12 protein-coding genes and 1 pseudogene are annotated in these 16,134 nt (G+C 59.2%); 7 read left to right on the forward strand and 6 right to left on the reverse strand.

Annotated elements, in window-relative coordinates; translation table 11 throughout:
- Position 1: 1 nt before the first annotated feature.
- The 3 genes from PPGU16_RS42095 (at position 2) to PPGU16_RS42105 (ending at position 2,530) form a co-directional block, all read left to right on the forward strand.
- A complete protein-coding gene (locus PPGU16_RS42095) occupies positions 2 to 1,165 on the forward strand; it encodes a hybrid sensor histidine kinase/response regulator (protein WP_180727489.1) in 1,164 nt (387 codons plus the stop codon).
- A gap of 59 nt (positions 1,166 to 1,224) precedes the next feature.
- Entirely contained in the window at positions 1,225 to 1,395 is a 171-nt protein-coding gene (locus PPGU16_RS42100; RefSeq protein WP_180727490.1) for a hypothetical protein, read from the forward strand.
- Between the two features lie 592 nt (positions 1,396 to 1,987).
- On the forward strand, positions 1,988 to 2,530 hold the full coding sequence (locus PPGU16_RS42105; RefSeq protein ID WP_180727491.1) for a winged helix-turn-helix domain-containing protein: 543 nt from the start codon (positions 1,988 to 1,990) through the stop codon (positions 2,528 to 2,530).
- Positions 2,531 to 3,155: 625 nt separating this feature from the next.
- Here the strand turns inward: PPGU16_RS42105 and PPGU16_RS42110 are convergent.
- From PPGU16_RS42110 to PPGU16_RS42135, 6 genes are all read right to left on the reverse strand, one after another.
- Complete coding sequence (locus PPGU16_RS42110) at positions 3,156 to 4,106, reverse strand: hypothetical protein (protein WP_180727492.1); 951 nt, start codon at positions 4,104 to 4,106, stop codon at positions 3,156 to 3,158.
- 248 nt (positions 4,107 to 4,354) lie between these two features.
- Entirely contained in the window at positions 4,355 to 5,905 is a 1,551-nt protein-coding gene (tnpC, locus tag PPGU16_RS42115; protein ID WP_180720034.1) for an IS66 family transposase, read from the reverse strand.
- Positions 5,906 to 5,935: 30 nt separating this feature from the next.
- On the reverse strand, positions 5,936 to 6,280 hold the full coding sequence (tnpB, locus tag PPGU16_RS42120) for an IS66 family insertion sequence element accessory protein TnpB (RefSeq protein WP_180720033.1): 345 nt from the start codon (positions 6,278 to 6,280) through the stop codon (positions 5,936 to 5,938).
- The gene (gene tnpA, locus PPGU16_RS42125; RefSeq protein ID WP_243460538.1) at positions 6,277 to 6,744 is read right to left on the reverse strand and encodes an IS66-like element accessory protein TnpA; all 468 of its coding nucleotides are present in this window, start codon (positions 6,742 to 6,744) and stop codon (positions 6,277 to 6,279) included. The genes tnpB and tnpA overlap by 4 nt, the downstream gene beginning before the upstream one ends.
- A 4-nt stretch (positions 6,745 to 6,748) precedes the next feature.
- Complete coding sequence (locus PPGU16_RS42130) at positions 6,749 to 7,675, reverse strand: hypothetical protein (protein ID WP_180727493.1); 927 nt, start codon at positions 7,673 to 7,675, stop codon at positions 6,749 to 6,751.
- A 487-nt stretch (positions 7,676 to 8,162) separates the two neighbouring features.
- Positions 8,163 to 8,963, reverse strand: a complete 801-nt coding sequence (locus PPGU16_RS42135; RefSeq protein ID WP_180727494.1) for an SDR family NAD(P)-dependent oxidoreductase — start codon at positions 8,961 to 8,963, stop codon at positions 8,163 to 8,165.
- A gap of 73 nt (positions 8,964 to 9,036) precedes the next feature.
- Between PPGU16_RS42135 and PPGU16_RS42140 the strand changes: the two genes are divergently transcribed.
- From PPGU16_RS42140 to PPGU16_RS42155, 4 genes and pseudogenes are all read left to right on the forward strand, one after another.
- Positions 9,037 to 9,636, forward strand: a complete 600-nt coding sequence (locus PPGU16_RS42140) for a TetR/AcrR family transcriptional regulator (RefSeq protein WP_180727495.1) — start codon at positions 9,037 to 9,039, stop codon at positions 9,634 to 9,636.
- 489 nt (positions 9,637 to 10,125) lie between these two features.
- A pseudogene (locus PPGU16_RS42145) lies at positions 10,126 to 10,495 on the forward strand (hypothetical protein); the annotation flags it as partial.
- 455 nt (positions 10,496 to 10,950) lie between these two features.
- Positions 10,951 to 11,193: a hypothetical protein gene (locus PPGU16_RS42150; RefSeq protein WP_180727496.1), complete on the forward strand. Its 243-nt coding sequence runs from the start codon at positions 10,951 to 10,953 to the stop codon at positions 11,191 to 11,193.
- A 1,269-nt stretch (positions 11,194 to 12,462) separates the two neighbouring features.
- A complete protein-coding gene (locus PPGU16_RS42155; RefSeq protein WP_180727497.1) occupies positions 12,463 to 16,086 on the forward strand; it encodes an AAA family ATPase in 3,624 nt (1,207 codons plus the stop codon).
- Positions 16,087 to 16,134: the final 48 nt, after the last annotated feature.

The raw sequence follows: 16,134 nt of genomic DNA on the forward strand, positions 1-16,134 counted from the left end.
AATGGGAGAGCCGAAAAACCATGACGCTCCCGTGGTGCTCGTCGTGGACGACACGGCGGCGAATCTGGGGCTTGTCGTCGATACGCTCGAGGCCGAGGGTTTGCGCGTCGCGGTGGCGCGTGATGGACATGAAGCGCTGCGGCGCGCCGAGCTTGTCGAGCCCGACCTGATCCTGCTCGACGTAATGATGCCCGGTCTCGACGGATTTCAGACTTGCCGGGCGCTGAAGGACAACCCTGTTACGCGCGATATCCCGGTGATCTTCATGACATCGTTGACGCAGACGGAAGACAAGATCATGGGCTTCCGGCTGGGCGCGATGGACTTCGTGACCAAGCCACTGCAAATGGAAGAAGTCGCCGTTCGTGTGCAGACGCATCTGAAGCTGCGCGCGCTGCAACGTTTGCAGCAGGAACAGAATGCGCGGCTCGAAGAAGAGGTTAAGACGCGCATTCAGGCACAGGACGCGCTAATCGAAGTGCTGAACGGCGTGCGCAACGTGTCGAATGCGATTGCCCACGATCTGCGCACGCCACTCACCGAGTTGCGCTCGCGGCTCGAAGTGTTGATTCTCGGACTGCGCAAACGCGGTGATGAAGACACACTAGGGCAACTTGAAGTCGCTATGGCCGATGTTGATCGCGTGATCGGCATTTTCAATGCGCTGTTGCGCCTCGCCGAGATCGATGCGGGTATGCGGCGTTCGGGGTTTATCGAAAGCGACGTGGTGGCGATCTTGTCCGATGCTGTCGAGTTCTATCAGCCGGTCGCGGAGTTGCGCGGAATTTCGCTGACGCTGTTGCTTTGCTCCGAAACTGAAGTACCCGCGATTGTCGATCCGCTTTTGCTCGCGCAAGCCATCGGCAATCTGATCGATAACGCGCTCAAGTACGCGCAGGAGAATGGCGAAGTTGGTGTGTCGCTGTGCGAGCGCGAGGACCGCGTCGATATCACCGTTTCGGACGATGGCCCGGGCATTCCTGCCGCTGAGCGGACCAAAGTCACGGAGCGCTTCTATCGCGGTGACCGAAGCCGTGGCACGCCGGGCGTTGGCCTGGGACTCGCACTGGTTAAGGCGGTAGCGACGTTGCATCAGGGCTCGCTCGATTTTTCCGACAACGCGCCGGGGCTGGCGGCGACCATGACTATCCGGCGCACGACGTGATGCTGGGGTGGCGTCCGAAGGTGTAGGCGCGACATGAGAGAGGAACGCCGACGGGATCGATGAGCAAGCCCGACACCACCGATCTGGCGAAGAGAGCCGCAATTGAAGGAAAACCGGTCGCGGTAAGTGGTGTGTTCTACAGTCAAGTTGATACGGCGCTCGCCAGCGAGCGTGCCACAGGTCAAGCAAGAAAAGTCCAGACCTTCTCAGACGAGCATCCGCAAAGTTGACGTGCCATCACTGCGCCGCATTGCTCGCAACGGTAGTGTTCAATGGCCGTCACGCCTTCGCATTGACCAATGCCGATCAATCTTAAATCGTCCGTGCGCATCGTGTCGGCGGGAGATCCCCGCAGGCCAGCGCATATCGTGCAGTCGTCCAATTCTATTGCCCCCTGGTAGCAACGCACCGTCAAAAACGCACGAAAAGGACGCCCCTGGTGCGGGCGAAAGTGGAGCGCCCACGAGGAGACAAGGCGGGCGCCTTTAGTGTCGCGCGACAATTTCCCGTGTGCAGCAGTTGTCGAAATTCATTCGTGCAATAACTTCAGTCGCGTCCAAATGACGTCTGATCGTGCAAGTTTGTACTCATCGCATGTGAATTTCGAGGGGTTCGTTCGCGAATATCGGACGGCCGGACGGATTCGAAGGAGTATTGGCATCGTCACGAGGTAGAACTCAAAACGATTGATAGATCGGCCTGCCTGGCCCTCTCTCGGGTTGTATTGCGCTACGCGCAACCTCGGATTGCGCAGGCGCGCTATTTTGCGAACGCCATTCGCCCTCACGTGTGCAAGACATTCAGACTGGGCTTCGCAAAAACATGAAAGTTGGAAAATTTCAAATAGAGATCGGCACGCGCCGTTTGATGCTTGGAAGCGAAGACATGAATCTTGGCGCTCGAGCGTTCGATATCCTTGTCCTTATCGTTGCCGCGGGCGGCCAGATTGTTACCCGGGATGAGTTATTGACGGCGGTATGGAGAGGGGCGATCGTTGAAGATAACAATATCGACGTTCATGTCTGTGCTATCCGTAAGAAACTGGGCTCCGACCGGAACCTCGTTATCACAGTGCCGCGTCGAGGCTACCGTTTTGCCGTGGCTGAAAATGGAACTGAGCGAGTCCGGACCATGCCGAGGAAAAATGAGGCACGCGTAGGCGCGCAGGGGGCTCATGCTCAATGGGAGGTGGCGATTGACCTGTTGAGTCAAATCATGAGCAGCCCAGGTTTGAAATCGCATTATGCGATGCGCACAGGCCGTGCACGATCCAGGGCCGCGCGAGTGGTCTCTGCCGCAGCGTCGGTGGCCAGCCGTCTTCGTCGCGCACGTTCAAACTTGAGTCGTTGGCGGCGTCGATTTTAATACCAGACTTGCTGGATTGCCCCGGAGCTGGTCGGCGGCCCGTGGTCCGCTGCGAAAGACGGTTGATGCGGACAAACTCGCGCGTCTTGTCCCTGAAGCTTCCGTTTAGCGCTTGCTCGATCCGGCTCTCCTGGCAGCGGTCATCGAGAGTTCAGGGCCGACTCCCGATTTGATCGATAAATCGCGAATCGTGTGAGGCCGTTGCCGTGATAACCCGCGCCTTATCACGGCAATCCTCCGAACTCCGGCGCCGCGCGTGCGAGGGAAGGGCGGAATCCGTCGGCTGACGGCCTTAGTGGACGTTCGGGTAGCGCCTCCGTCAGGCGGCAATGAGTCGCTTTGCCGACATTCGCAGTTCGGCGGTGGCGAACGTCAGCAGTTCACTGCAGGCGAATGCGTACTCGCGACGCCATTGCAGCTGTTCAGGTTTCGTTGAGCAAACGTCTGCTTCACGGCGGGTTACGGTCTCACGTCGTTCGCGGACGAGGGGACGGATCCGCCGCTAACCGGCAAGTGGCTAGCAGGTTCTGTCTGGCCGCCATGTCAGCGGCCAGTACCTACTTTTAGTGGCAAGGCACCGACTTTAGAATGCGACGCGAGCGCAGCGCTTATGGCAAGCTCCTGCCTACAGCACGATGCAGTCGTTGGCCGACCATTGGGAGAAGGTCCGATGGATGTGTGCATGAGTCTGAAAGACTCGCTCTCTGCCCTCGTTCGGAAGTAGTCGGTGCCCTTCCATCTTGTTAAGCCAGTCACGTTCCCCCCAGTTGCACCAGACGAGGACTTGGCGGGTCTCTTTGAGATAGCGGCGAAGCAAGTCGGCCCGGACGTAGAGCAGCTTGTGTTTGTCGCCAAAATAGCCTTCGCCTGCTTGTCTGTAGAGCGTTGCTGGGCGGCCGCTTCGATCAAAGAAGTCGATTTCGCGGTTGCAGCAGGACAGGTCAAGACGCTGGATCAGGCTTGGCGCAGGGATGTCAAAGCCCGAGAAGGTGTTGTGCGCGGAGTGGTAGGACTCCCACCCAAACTGGATGGACGGCAGCTCAAGCCGGACACCCGGAATATGGCGGGTGGCAGTGGGAACATCGAATTCAAGGACTTCCTCGTCGCTCGTTGCAGCGCTGGACATCGATGCAATCTTGATGGTGATGGTTCGCTTCTCATCGGCGCTGTAGTCCGCTAGGTACTCATCGAACGCCTCCACCGTCTGACGGCGGTATTCGTCGTTGCGCTTGAGAAGATAGCGCGCGAAGCTATGGCGGTGGCCCGGCTCTCCTGCGAATAGATAGTGCTCGTTGGCTCCCTCTGGGATCTCGTGATTCCCTGGGTAGTCAATCGACAGGAACTTCGACCTGAGCACGTCCACGTCCTTCCTGGCCACGAAAATCCCGCGCAGGAATGCGAATAACTCACGATCGTGCACGCTGTCAGCCCCTTGGACAAATCCTTCAACGAGCACCCATTCACCTTTGTGCCCGTTGATCTCGGGGACCACTAGGAGCGGGTGCCAGTTCGGCGTGTACCCGCCGGCGACCCAGTCCTCAGTAGTGGCAGCAGGCGATCCAAAGAGATCCGGCAAAGGAGGCGTCCAATCGGGCGGCGCCTTCGGAAAAGTGGGATCTACACCGCAGTCGGAGGTTCGGCTACCTTGGCGCCAATCCGGTAGCTTCCGGTTCGCGTCGCGCTCACCCCACATCTCGAAGTATGCGATCCAGGAATATTTCTTCCCATAGCGATCAACCTTGTTTTGTAAGCGGCTCGCGAGGGCCGTTCGATGGAACTCGCGCGCGCGAGGGATGATAGTGATACTGGACCGAAGGGTAATGATCAGAGGGAGATCGGTGGAGGTGACAGGACGGGCAGTCTGTCTGCCACATTCCATGGCAGGAGTTCACCGATGCGATTGATCTTGTGATCGGCGATGTGGGTCAGGAGATATTCAAGGTAGCTGAGGGGGTTGATCCCATTGAGCTTGCATGACCCGATCAGGCCGTACATTGCCGCAGCCCTTTCCCCTCCACTGTCGGAGCCTGCGAAGAGGAAGTTCTTCCTCCCCAGGCTTACGCAGCGCAAGGCGTTTTCGGCCAGCGCGTTGCTTATTTCGACGCGACCGTCGTCACAGTACAGAACGAGCGCGTCCCATTGATTGAGTGAATAGTTGATCGCTTTGGTCAGTTCCGACTTTGCTGACAGTGTCGCGCGCTTGTGTGTCATCCATGCATTGATGGCCGCTAACACCGGTATGCTCTTGTGCTGTCGTACCTGCCGCCTCTCGCCTGGCGGTGCGCCGCGAATATGGGCCTCGATTCCGTAAAGTTCGCCAATCAGCTCGAGCACATGCCTTGTCGCTTCGGTGGGTGTACGCACATGAACATCGTACAGATATCGCCTGGCGTGATCCCAACATGCCGCTTCACGGATCCTGCCGCCTTCATACAGCTCGTTGAAGCCCCCGTATGCGTCGGCCTGCAGGATGCCCTCAAATCCGGCGAGATGGCTCTGCGGGTGAATGCCTTTGCGGTCGGGCGAGTATGCAAACCAGACCGCCGCCGGCTCCGTTGATCCCGAGCGACTGTCATCGCGAACATAGACCCACAGTCGGCCCGTGCGGGTCTTCCTGTTGCCGGGCGCCAGCACAGGAATTGGCGTGTCGTCCGCATGCAGCTTGAAACTCGCCATCACGTAGCGACGCAGCGCCTCGGTCAGCGGACGACAGAGCTCCTCGCACTGACCGACCCAGCGCCCCATGCTGGCGCGATCGAGCGTGACGCCGTCACGCGCAGCAATCTCCGATAGCCGGTACAGCGGTTGATGATCTGCAAACTTCGAAACGAGGATATCTGCCAGTAGGCTCGGATGCGCAATGCTGCGCTCGATCGGTAGCACCGGCATTGGCGGCTGGGAGAAGTGATGACAGCAGGGGCAGACTGCCTTGCGCCGGATTGTGCGAATCACCTTGAACGCGGCGGCGACACGGGCGAGTTGCTCAGACACGTCTTCGCCAAGTGGTTGCATGGCGTTGCCGCAGTTCGGGCAGTTCGAACCAGTGTCAAGCACGTGCTCTTCGCGCAGCAGATGCGGCGGCAACGCCTCCTTCGGGGCCGTCGTACCGACTGGCGCGCTCGTACCCGACGCGCGGGCACGGCGAACATCGGCGGCACCACGCCCACCCGTCAGATCCTCCAGTTTGGTTTCGAGCCGCTCGATCTGGCGGTCCAATTGCTCGGATTTGCGGCCGAACTGCATCCGCCTGAGCTTGTCGATCTGAGCCTTAAGCTGCTCGATCTCGATATCACGTTCGGCAAGCTGGGCGCGGGCCTCGATCAGCAAGGCTTTGAGCGCATCGACGTCATCCGGCAGTGGGACATCATCGGTCATGCGCCGGAGTTTACGCGTGCGCCAGGCCGTTTACAACACCGATAGCGCCGCCGTTCGACGCGGCTGACGCCAGTCGATGCCTTCGAGCAACATCGACAGTTGTGCATGGGTCAGATGGACCTTGCCACCGTCAGCCTGCGGCCAGATAAAACGCCCTCGTTCGAGCCGCTTCGCAAGGAGCCAAAGCCCGTCCTCTGTGGCCCACAAGATCTTGATCAGGTCGCCGCGCCGCCCGCGAAAAATGAAGACGTTGCCGCCCAGCGGATTCTCCTCGAGCGCGGTCTGCACCTTCGCCGCCAGCCCCTGAAAACCGGCGCGCATGTCGGTGACGCCGGCAGCGATCCAGATGCGAGTGCCAGCCGGCAGGCCGATCATCGGGTAAGCTCCCGAATCAGCAGGCGCAGCATATCCGGTGACACGTTGCCGCGAACTCTCAGGCGCGCACGGTCGAACTCGATCTCACAAAGATCCTCTGGAGACCGTACTGTCGTGACTGCCGTCGGTGGCGTATGGCTGGCTGCTTCAGCGACGACATCCACAGACAACAGCGAAGGTGCCTGCTGTGTCGGTTTCGGCGCCGCGCCCTCCGGGAGCGTTGGCAAACCATACTCTCCTGCCAGATAGAGCCGCCGCCATTTGAACAGCAGGTTCGCGTTGATATCGTTGCTGCGCGCGATCAACGCTACCGACGCACCCGGCTCGAACGATTGTTCGACGAGTTGCCGCTTGAATTCGGTCGGAAAGTTCGGCCGTTTATATGCGCTGCCTGCGGAGCGCTCATCCCACGTCTTGTCCACTTTGGTTCCCACCATAAATTTGGTGGATACCAAACTATCCAAAACCTCAATCGCTATGCCAGAACGGCCCTCGTGAGCCGCTTACCTTGTTTTCGTCGCGAGCGTCCCAGGAGTTCTGGCCGATCTCGGACTCGATGTGCTTGAACCGTTCGTCCCGGTACCCGAGGTCGAACATGCGCCGCTCGATCTTTGCTCGCACCCGAACGTAGTCTGGCTTGGTCTCGTCGTAGTTCGCCCTGTTGGGGATCAGGCGACCGATGGTGTAGTTACCAAAGTCCATCTGGATGGCGTGCCCGATCGCGTCTTTGACCGAGTCGTCAGGTGTTCCATCGCTGGAGAATGGCGATGGGGTATTGGGAAATGGTCGGCTGAGGTAGCGGACAGCGGACTTCGGCAGATTGACGCACCCTGCTCGCTGCGCCACCTCAATTATGCCAAGCGCGTAGTCTCGCGTGAGCGTGTGGTGCGTCGCGTGGCGCGCACGGCGAGCGAACATTTGCCGGTAAATTTTCTGAGCCAGATCTCCAAGTAGTGGCCGGAACGAAGCCGCTTTTATCGAATCGACCAGCGAAAGAGCTGTCCCATAGGCTGCTGCAAGCACTCGCTCCGGCAGATACGGGTCGTTGAAGTCCAAGCATGCCACAGCGTGCGAGAACAGCACATCAGGATGTTGCTCTCCGATCAGTACGAGCGCCTTGGTCGCAAGATCACGACCACTGCGAACAACGGTGGTCAGGACCAGGGAGAACAACACCACGAGCTCGGTCGCCGCGTCGCGAGTCATATTCACGGTGTCGAGTTTCTCTGCCCATGTCAGCAGTCGATGTATGGTCGGCGACGCATATCTTCGTCGCAAATATTCGGACCATTGCAGGTCGCGGTCAGCCATCGGGTAGCGCGATAGATACTTGTATAGCCGCTTGGCATGATAGGGATGGTTGGGCTTCGTCGCGACGGCCGCTAACGCATCCACGACGCGCTCCCAAGCCCGGGAACCTGCCCCCAAGCACTGGTTAATGACCATCCGCGTTGGCTCGCGACCATCCCTAGTTTCCAAGGCTGTTTGGAGCGAACGGATAGGGACAGGTGCTGCATTGACCTGCTTCCGCAATTTTTCACTACACGCTGTTTGCCGATGGCGACGTTTTCGAACGGAGTGTCGGAGACTGCGGTTGCGATTCGAATCCAAGCTGGGTTGGAAACACCCAGAAGAAGGTCGTGGCCCATGTCTGATCGCCGACGGGCGGCGCAGGCGCAATCCGATCACAATCCGGCGCTCGCTCCCAAGTTGTTGTTATTGATGACGATTCGACGATCAACTTGAAGGGCCGAGCGGTGACGGTGCTTCGTAGGTGGTACCTGCTTTGAGAACCTCTGACCAATTGAACGAAGTGGCTGTTCGCCAGGGTGTGATGGTGTGTCGGCGCAGGTGCTATGACTGTTCCCTTCTACGTCTTTGATCAGAACGCGGAGCGAACTGTGCCGCCATCGACGCGGATCGTGGCGCCGCTCACATAATCGGCATAGGGGCTTGCCAGATAGGTCACCGCCGCCGCGATCTCTTCTGGGCGCCCCAGGCGGCCGACGTCGTTGGGCACCATGTCGCGCACACAGCCTCGCTCGATGTCCTCCCAAGTCTCGCCCCATCCATGCTGCGGGGCGATATTCTCCAGCAGCTCCTTGACGGCCGGCACGAGAATCGCGCCGGGCGCGACGATATTCGACGTTACGCCGGAATCCTTGAGATCGCGCGCCAGCGAAACGGCCAGGTTGTGCCGTGCGGCGAGCGAGGCGTTGTAGTCGGGTTGCATGGGGATAGGCTGGCCAGCGAGTCCGCCTCCGATCTGAATCACGCGTCCCCATCCGCGCTCGCGCATGCCAGGCACCAGTCGCTGGATCATGCGCACGGCGGACAGGACGTTGACCTCATAGGTCTCGATCCACTTCTCGGGCAAGGCCGTGCTCCAGTTGAGATGGTGGTAGTAGCCAGCGTTGTTGACCAGAATGTCGACAGCACCGCCTTCGCTCGAACTCGCGGCCACCGCATCGGCCCCTGCATCGGTTGCCAGATCGCCTAGCGCGATTTCGGCCTGGCCCCCCGCCGCAATGATCGCTGACGCAACGGCCTCTGCACGTTCGCTGTTGCGACCATGCACGATCACCGTCGTTCCTTCGGCCGCCAGCAACTTCGCGATTGCCTCGCCCAGCCCCGCAGTCGATCCCGTGACCAGAGCGCGCTTGCCCTTCAGTTTCAGATCCATAATGTCTTCCTCGATCGGAAAAGTTCTACAAGTGTATAATTTTAGATCTGAAAAGTCTACGCCTGTTTAATTTATGAAAAATCTGAGCAAGAAAGGCGCTGCAACTCGTCAGGCAATCCTTGAATCCGCGCGCAAGGCATTCACGCAATCGGGCTACGACGTAGGCGTGCGCGAGATCGCCGAGAACGCGGGCGTCACTGCCATGCTGGTGAATCGCTATTTCGGGTCCAAGGATCAGTTATTCGAGGATGTGATCGATCTGGTTCTATCGGCTCCGGGCATTCTCACGCGACAAACCATGACGAAGGCGCTTGACGTGCCGACGTTATGCCAGGAGATCGCTGCTGCCCTGGTGGCGAGAACGGCATCGGACGTTACGCCAATGGATGGCTTTCTCATCATGCTGCGATCGTCGAACAATGAGCAGGCGATGGGCATTCTGCGCGGGAAGTTCGAAACACACTTTGCGCGGCCGCTGACGCAGATGTTGCCTGGCGAAGAAGCGTCCCAGCGGGCTGCGATGTTTCTGGCCGTCATCGCGGGCTTTCAGGTCATGCGACAGATCGTCGAGATAGCCGGATTGACGCAGGTCCCGCCCGATCAACTGGTGCAGCAACTCGAAGCGATCTTCGAGTTGCTGGTGAAGGGGCGTTCGGTGGTCGTTCCGAAGTGAGTGTCGAGAGTCCGGTAGACAGGGCCGACGCAAGCTTGCCTGCTCATCGCTGGCCCGCTCGATGCAGTGCTGATTTGCTTGACACCACCGACTGCATCACTCTCCAAGTGGTTGCGGTCCTGCGCCGCGACTTTCACGTCCACTGCCTGAGATGTTGGCGGGTACTTTGTGTCTCGATCGAGAACCGGCCGATAGCCAGCCTCGTCGACGCTAATCAGGTCGGCGTATTTCGGCACGTGTAATCGGATCATGCGATTGCGCGAGGGTCAGCACAGGCATGTCGGCGACTTCGCAGGCCGCAAGCGTATGTTCAAGCTAAGCATCAAGCCGGCAAATTTTCGAGACATCTGAATCTGGTTTTGACACGAGCGGCACGACGTCGGCGATCACCCGAAAGGGGCAGCAGCGGTTGGCGTATCCCGCGAACGTACTTGGACCTGACCGTAAAGAAGCCGCCTCCGGGAATATCCGGCTACCCAGGAGAGAACCATGGAATTCGATACGGACGGGGCAACCCTCGGCAAACATCGCATCAAGCTGCGCTCGACAAAGGACTTCCCGACCGAACTGATGCACCCCGGTAGCGGGACTCACACGCCTCGCGGTCGACAACAATGTAAGCGCACGGGCGCGTGTCGTCGAATCGTGTTTCGTCATGAGAAGGCATATGACGTGACCGCCGGCACCACGCTTGCCGAAGACCGGATTTATGCTGGCACAGCCCGAAGTCTCTATTGCAAATTTGATGGGCTTGATACCAGAGCAGGTCAATATCTTCCTTCACGCCGTCACCCAGGAAGAGGTCGACCTGCACTTTGGCGCTTACGCGCTGATGTTGGCGGAGAAGGTCGGCGCGCTGAACGGCCGCGCTGTAGCTGCGTGCAGGAAAAGAACCTTGGCTAGAGCTAGAAAAAGACCGGCCCGCATGGGGCCGGCACGTGAAACCCTGACCGATCCGAGGGTACTCGGGTCAGAGCTGAGAGAACGTACGAAGCCCTAGTGCGTTCGCTGTAAAAAAGCTACGCACCGTAACGTGGCGAGCATTTGTATGAGGTGATTCGACCTTGTGAAGCATTAATGATGCGGAAAATATATATCAAAAACGGTTCATGCGCCGCACATTGTAACTATTTGACCATAGTCGGCGGACCGCAGTAGGAATAATGGCTAAACTTTTCGAAAGAATTGAAAGAATTTGGTGGTCTGCCGTACAGGTTCTTGCGTATTAATTACTTTCTTCAAACACGGCATCCCGTGCTCATTTGCACCGACCGGTGTCAATACGTGCGCGGAACAATAGAAAAGAGAGACACAATGAACAGAGAGAAAACTGTATATCTCGGGTACAGTCTTCAGGCGCTTGCCGCCTACGACGACGGGTCGTACGCCTCTATGTACATCGTGCGCCCCCCCGGCGGGACCGAACGCGTCTCCCCTGTTCTTGGGCACTTTGCCAGTCCGGCCGATGCCGTGCAATTTGCACTGAGACGCGCGAAGACGGACGTCGACCATATGTCATCTGGTGAATCGCGGCAGGTGATTAAAGAATATCTGTAAGGCGTCCAACGCGACGACCGCGGAATGCAAGCGGACTAATTCTGAAAACAAGAAAACCGAATCCGAGGCGCGGTATGCCATTGAAAAAGCCACTCCGAAGAAATCCAAGTCCTTACACGTGTCGTGATATCGATGCGGCCATCGCTCATCTTGAAGCCGTACTGGTTTCCGAGGGCGCAAACCGGGTATTTTCGAGAACCTATTGGCGCCGGCGGGTGCTCGAGGCCTACGCTACTTTCGGGATTGCAGAAAGCCAGAAACAGCGACTGGCGCACCTGCTAAAGCGCGTTGACGCCTCATGAGGCAAAACCCGACTCGAGACTCTTTGTTTCCTGCCCCGCCATGCCAGAGGGGCGAGGCGCAATTTCCTCAGGGCAGTCGCTGACGCGCGACCCCGTAGCGCTCGCGGTGCTCGCAGAGAACGCCGGGCGATGGCGCTCTACAACACCGGTTTCAGTTCGGGTCGGGCGATGCTGCCTATACATCGCTTGACGCCCCGAACCACCTATTCGGGTCGACTCGAACGGCGATATCGCTGGCATGAAAATCGGGCCATCTGGCTGACCTTCCGGGTCGCTCTCAGACGCGATTCCTGTGCTTGGCTTCGCGCTGCACGCGCTCGCCGATCTTTTCCAGGTCCCTAGGCCCATCGATGAACTAGCCACCTGCATCGCAGAATGGAAAGCATTGGGTGAGCCGGCTGACTAGAGCCCATGCAAATTTAGACTGGCATCCGCCGATGCCAACGGCACGGGGCGCACCGCGCCTCGCTACGCTACGCCTCGACAAGCCAGCGTCGAGAACAACTTCTGAAAAGCCTGGTCAGCAAGGGTTGATCTGCGGATCCGGCAGTTATGTTTGGGGACCGCTCTGCATCGGATATCTGCCGTTGAACCAACGCCCCGGTGAAAGACCAAAGTGGGTCGGGGAACGAAACCGTTCGCGCGGTAGGGGGCCTCAGCAGAAAGCGTCATTCGCTTTTCCGGACGCCTGGACGTTCAGACGTCGGCTCTGCCCAAGTCACCGGCCATCCGCTTGTCGAAGACGAAGAAGCACTGACAATAGCGCGGTTACGCATGCAGGAAGTCGTTGCGGGCCGGACATGTGAGGAGTCGACACCGGCCAGGTCGAAATGTTCGTTGCGACTATTTAATAAGTACAATCGCACACGCCTGTCTGGATACTCGCCGTAGTGAGGCGCGAAACCGCATGGACAAGTTGCGCTGCCGCGCCGATCATAAGGTTGGATGGGTGCTCCAGGGATCCACGATGACCGACGATCTGACGATATGGTTAGCGCAGATTGGCCTCGGCGCGTACGCTGCAAAGTTCACCTCGCAAGGGATCGACTGGGATGTGCTCAGCGATCTTTCCGAGGGCGATCTGAAGGAACTCGGCCTTACGCTTGGCGATCGCAAGCGACTTGCAAAAGGACTTGCGGCGCTGAACGATGCCCACCCACATTCGCTCCGGCGGGCGGAGCAAAGTGGAGACTTGCCTTCGTCTCACGCATCAGAAGCCGTCGAAGCCGAGAGGCGGCAAATCACAGTGATGTTCATCGACCTCATCGATTCGACAGCGCTAGCGGAGCGATTCGATCCAGAGGACATGCGACGTCTGCTAGGGGTCTACCATCAAGTCTGCGCACGCGCGATCGAGGCTCATGAAGGCCATATCGCGCTTTATATCGGCGACGGCCTGCTCGTGTATTTCGGCTATCCGAGTGCGCACGAAGACGATGCAATACGGGCAGTACTTGCCGCCCTCGCTGCCATAGCGGCGCTTCGCGACGCCAACGAACTCATCGAAACTCAGTACGGCGTGCGCCTGCAGGCGCGGATCGGGATCGAAGCGGGACTTGTCGTCGCCGGCGCGATTGGCGCTGGATCTTCGCTGGATCACCGCGCGATCGTCGGAGAAGCGCCAATCATCGCCGCAAGGCTGCAGTCGGTAGCGCCCCCTGACGCAATCGTTGTGGGACCGACCGTCCAACATCTGATCGAAGGATCGTTCGAGCTTGAAAATCTTGGCTGGCGAGAATTGAAAGGGGTCACGGGTCCGGTCCGGGTCCAACGGGTGCTGGCGCAAGCGGATACGATCGACCGCTTTGAAATCAGGACGATCCATGGGATGACGCCACTCGTCGGCCGGGCTGCGGAACTCGACATGATCCGGCGGCGCTGGAAGCAGAGCGTCGACGGCGAAATGCGTTGCGTACTGTTGACTGGCGAGCCGGGGATCGGCAAATCTCGCCTGCTGCGGGCGCTCTGCGAGGGCATGCGTCAAGACGCACATACAATGGTTTCGCTTCACTGTTCCGCGCACTATCGAAACAGCCCTTTCTGGCCGGTACAACGTTGGCTACAGCGCACTTTTGGCGTCGCCCCAGACGCGTCTGACGCGTCGAATCTGCAGCGGCTGGAGGCCGGAATCGCAAGACTTGGAGGCGATGTCGACGAGACGCTTCTGGTTCTTACGATCCTGCTCGGGATTCCGACAGGCGCGCGCCATCCGGCAATCGACACATCGTCCCCTTCCTTCAAGCGTCGGACGCTGGAGCTGCTGGTGGCTTTGCTCGAAACGTCAACGCGCGTTCAGCCGGTAGTTGTCGTTGTCGAGGATGCACACTGGATCGACCCGTCATCTCTCGAGTTTGTTCGGCTCGTTATTGAACAACTGGTGTCCGCCCGGCTGCTGGTACTTGTCACTGCGCGACCCGAGTTCGAACCGGGATGGACTTATCCTCATCTTGTTCAACTCAATCTCGATCGGCTATCGCGCCGCGATTGCGTTGCGATGATCGAGCGGCTGACGGGTGGCAAGCAGCTTCCGGATCTCGTGCGCGATCAGATCGTCTCGAAGACGGACGGCGTGCCGCTCTTCGTCGAGGAACTGACAAAGGCTATTCTCCAGAGCGATCTGTTGGAGGATGCCGGCGTCCGCTACGAGTTGAAAAGCGCGCCGCAGGCAATCGCGATTCCGGACACGCTGCAAGGCTCCCTGCTGTCGCGGCTCGACCGGCTGGAACCCGCCGTCAAGGAAACCGCGCAGGTCGCAGCCACAGTGGGACGTGAATTTGGCAGGAAGTTGCTCGGCCTGATTGCGTCCAGGTCAGAGGACGAACTGCAGGAATCGCTCGACCGTCTGATCGCAGCCGAAATCATTGTTCCTGCTTCAGGGAAACTCGCGGAAGGAGACACCTATTTGTTCCGGCATGCATTGATCCAGGAGATTGCATACCAATCCCTGCTGCTTGCACGCCGCCGCCATTACCACGCGCTAATCGCCGCTGCTCTTGAAGAACATTATCCGGACATCGTCGGACGGCAACCCGAATTGATCGCTCAGAACTTCGCTGCGGCCGATCTGCCGGATCGCGCGATCGGCTATTGGCAGCGTGCCGGGGAACGGGCGCTCGCGGGCGCTGCATGCGACGAGGCTATCGCCCATGTGCAGCGCGGACTTGAACTGATCAGCCGATGCTCCTGCAGTGAGGCAGATCGGGCCAGGCACCTGCTGAGTCTGCTGCTGACGAGGGGCAGGGCAGAGCTCAGACTGGCACAACGCGAGGCGATCGCGACCTTCCGCGAGGCGGCCCGAATTGCCCGCGAACAGAAGCTTACGTCGTATCTCGTGCAGGCTGCGTTAGAGTTCGACACCGCCGAGACGTTCCTCGAGGGTTCCGGCGACGAATCGCTTTCATTGCTGAAAGAGGCGCTCACCCTGATTGGAACCGAAGAGTCGGTCGAGCGTTGCCGCCTGTTGAGTCGCCTCGTACGCACTGTTCATATGACGGGTGCATGCGAACAAAGTAGTGAATTTGCCGAGGAGGCCGTCGCCCTCGCCAGGCGCCTGAACGATCTGCCGAGCCTGTTCGATGCATTGGCGTGCGAGTTGATGCATGTCGGGGCGCTCCCGTTACCTGCGAGCAGGTTTCACGAGCGTGAAAGCGTGTTGCTGGAGTTGAGGCAGATGGCGGAAGATCTTGGCGATGCGCACACTATCGGGCACGCATGCGCGCGATGTCTCGCTGGCTACCTGGAGATCGGCGAGGTGGACCGTTTCGAGAGCGCGCTGGAACGGTATCGGCAGATCGCCACTAGCGGACAGCACTTCGTCGACAAGTGGTGCGTGACGGGAGCGCAGGCGATGCGGGCGATACTCGTCGGGGACTTCTCCGAGGCAGAGCACAAGACGCGTGACTCGTTGCAGATGGCACAGTATGCGGACGCAAATCTCGCTACAGGTGTCTACGGCATGCAGATGTTCGCGATTCGTCGCGAACAGGGCCGGCTCGCCGAGGTCGCGCCGATCTTCAAGCGGTTTGTCGACGAGCATTCCGGGGACGCTACGTGGCGGCCAGGATTCATGTTGATTTGCAGCGATCTCGGCTTCGAGGCGCAAGCCCGCGACAATCTCGTTCGGCTTGCAGAATCGGAATCCAGCATCCCCTTGGACAGCAAGCGGCTCGTCACGCTGACCTATCTGGCGGAGGTTGCTGCCCGCCTGCGGGACGTCGAACATGCCGGACGCATCTACGCCCTTCTCCTGCCGTTCCAGGATCAGGTCGTCACGGTTCCGGTCTTTACGCTCTGCTGCGGATCTGCGGCACGGTTTCTCGGCATGCTGGCTCACGCTCTTGGCGACTGGTCAGCCGCCGAACGGCATTTCGAATACGCGCTGCGCATGGACGAGCGCTTGCGAGCGTGGCCTTGGCTCGCGCATGGCCGCCACGAATACGCGCTCATGCTGGCGGCACGCAATGGCATCGGAGATAGAGCACGCGCGCAAGATCTGCTCTCGATGGCAGCGGCCACAGCAAAAAAACTCAAGATGTTCGCGCTCGTCGAGCGCATCGCTGGCGCGCAGACAGGAACAGTGCTCAAAAGCTAGCACAGGCTTGCACAGTTGGATGTGCAATGTGCAGTCGCTATTCAAGGA

It is taken from the genome of Paraburkholderia largidicola (assembly GCF_013426895.1).
Taxonomy (GTDB): Bacteria; Pseudomonadota; Gammaproteobacteria; order Burkholderiales; family Burkholderiaceae; genus Paraburkholderia; species Paraburkholderia largidicola.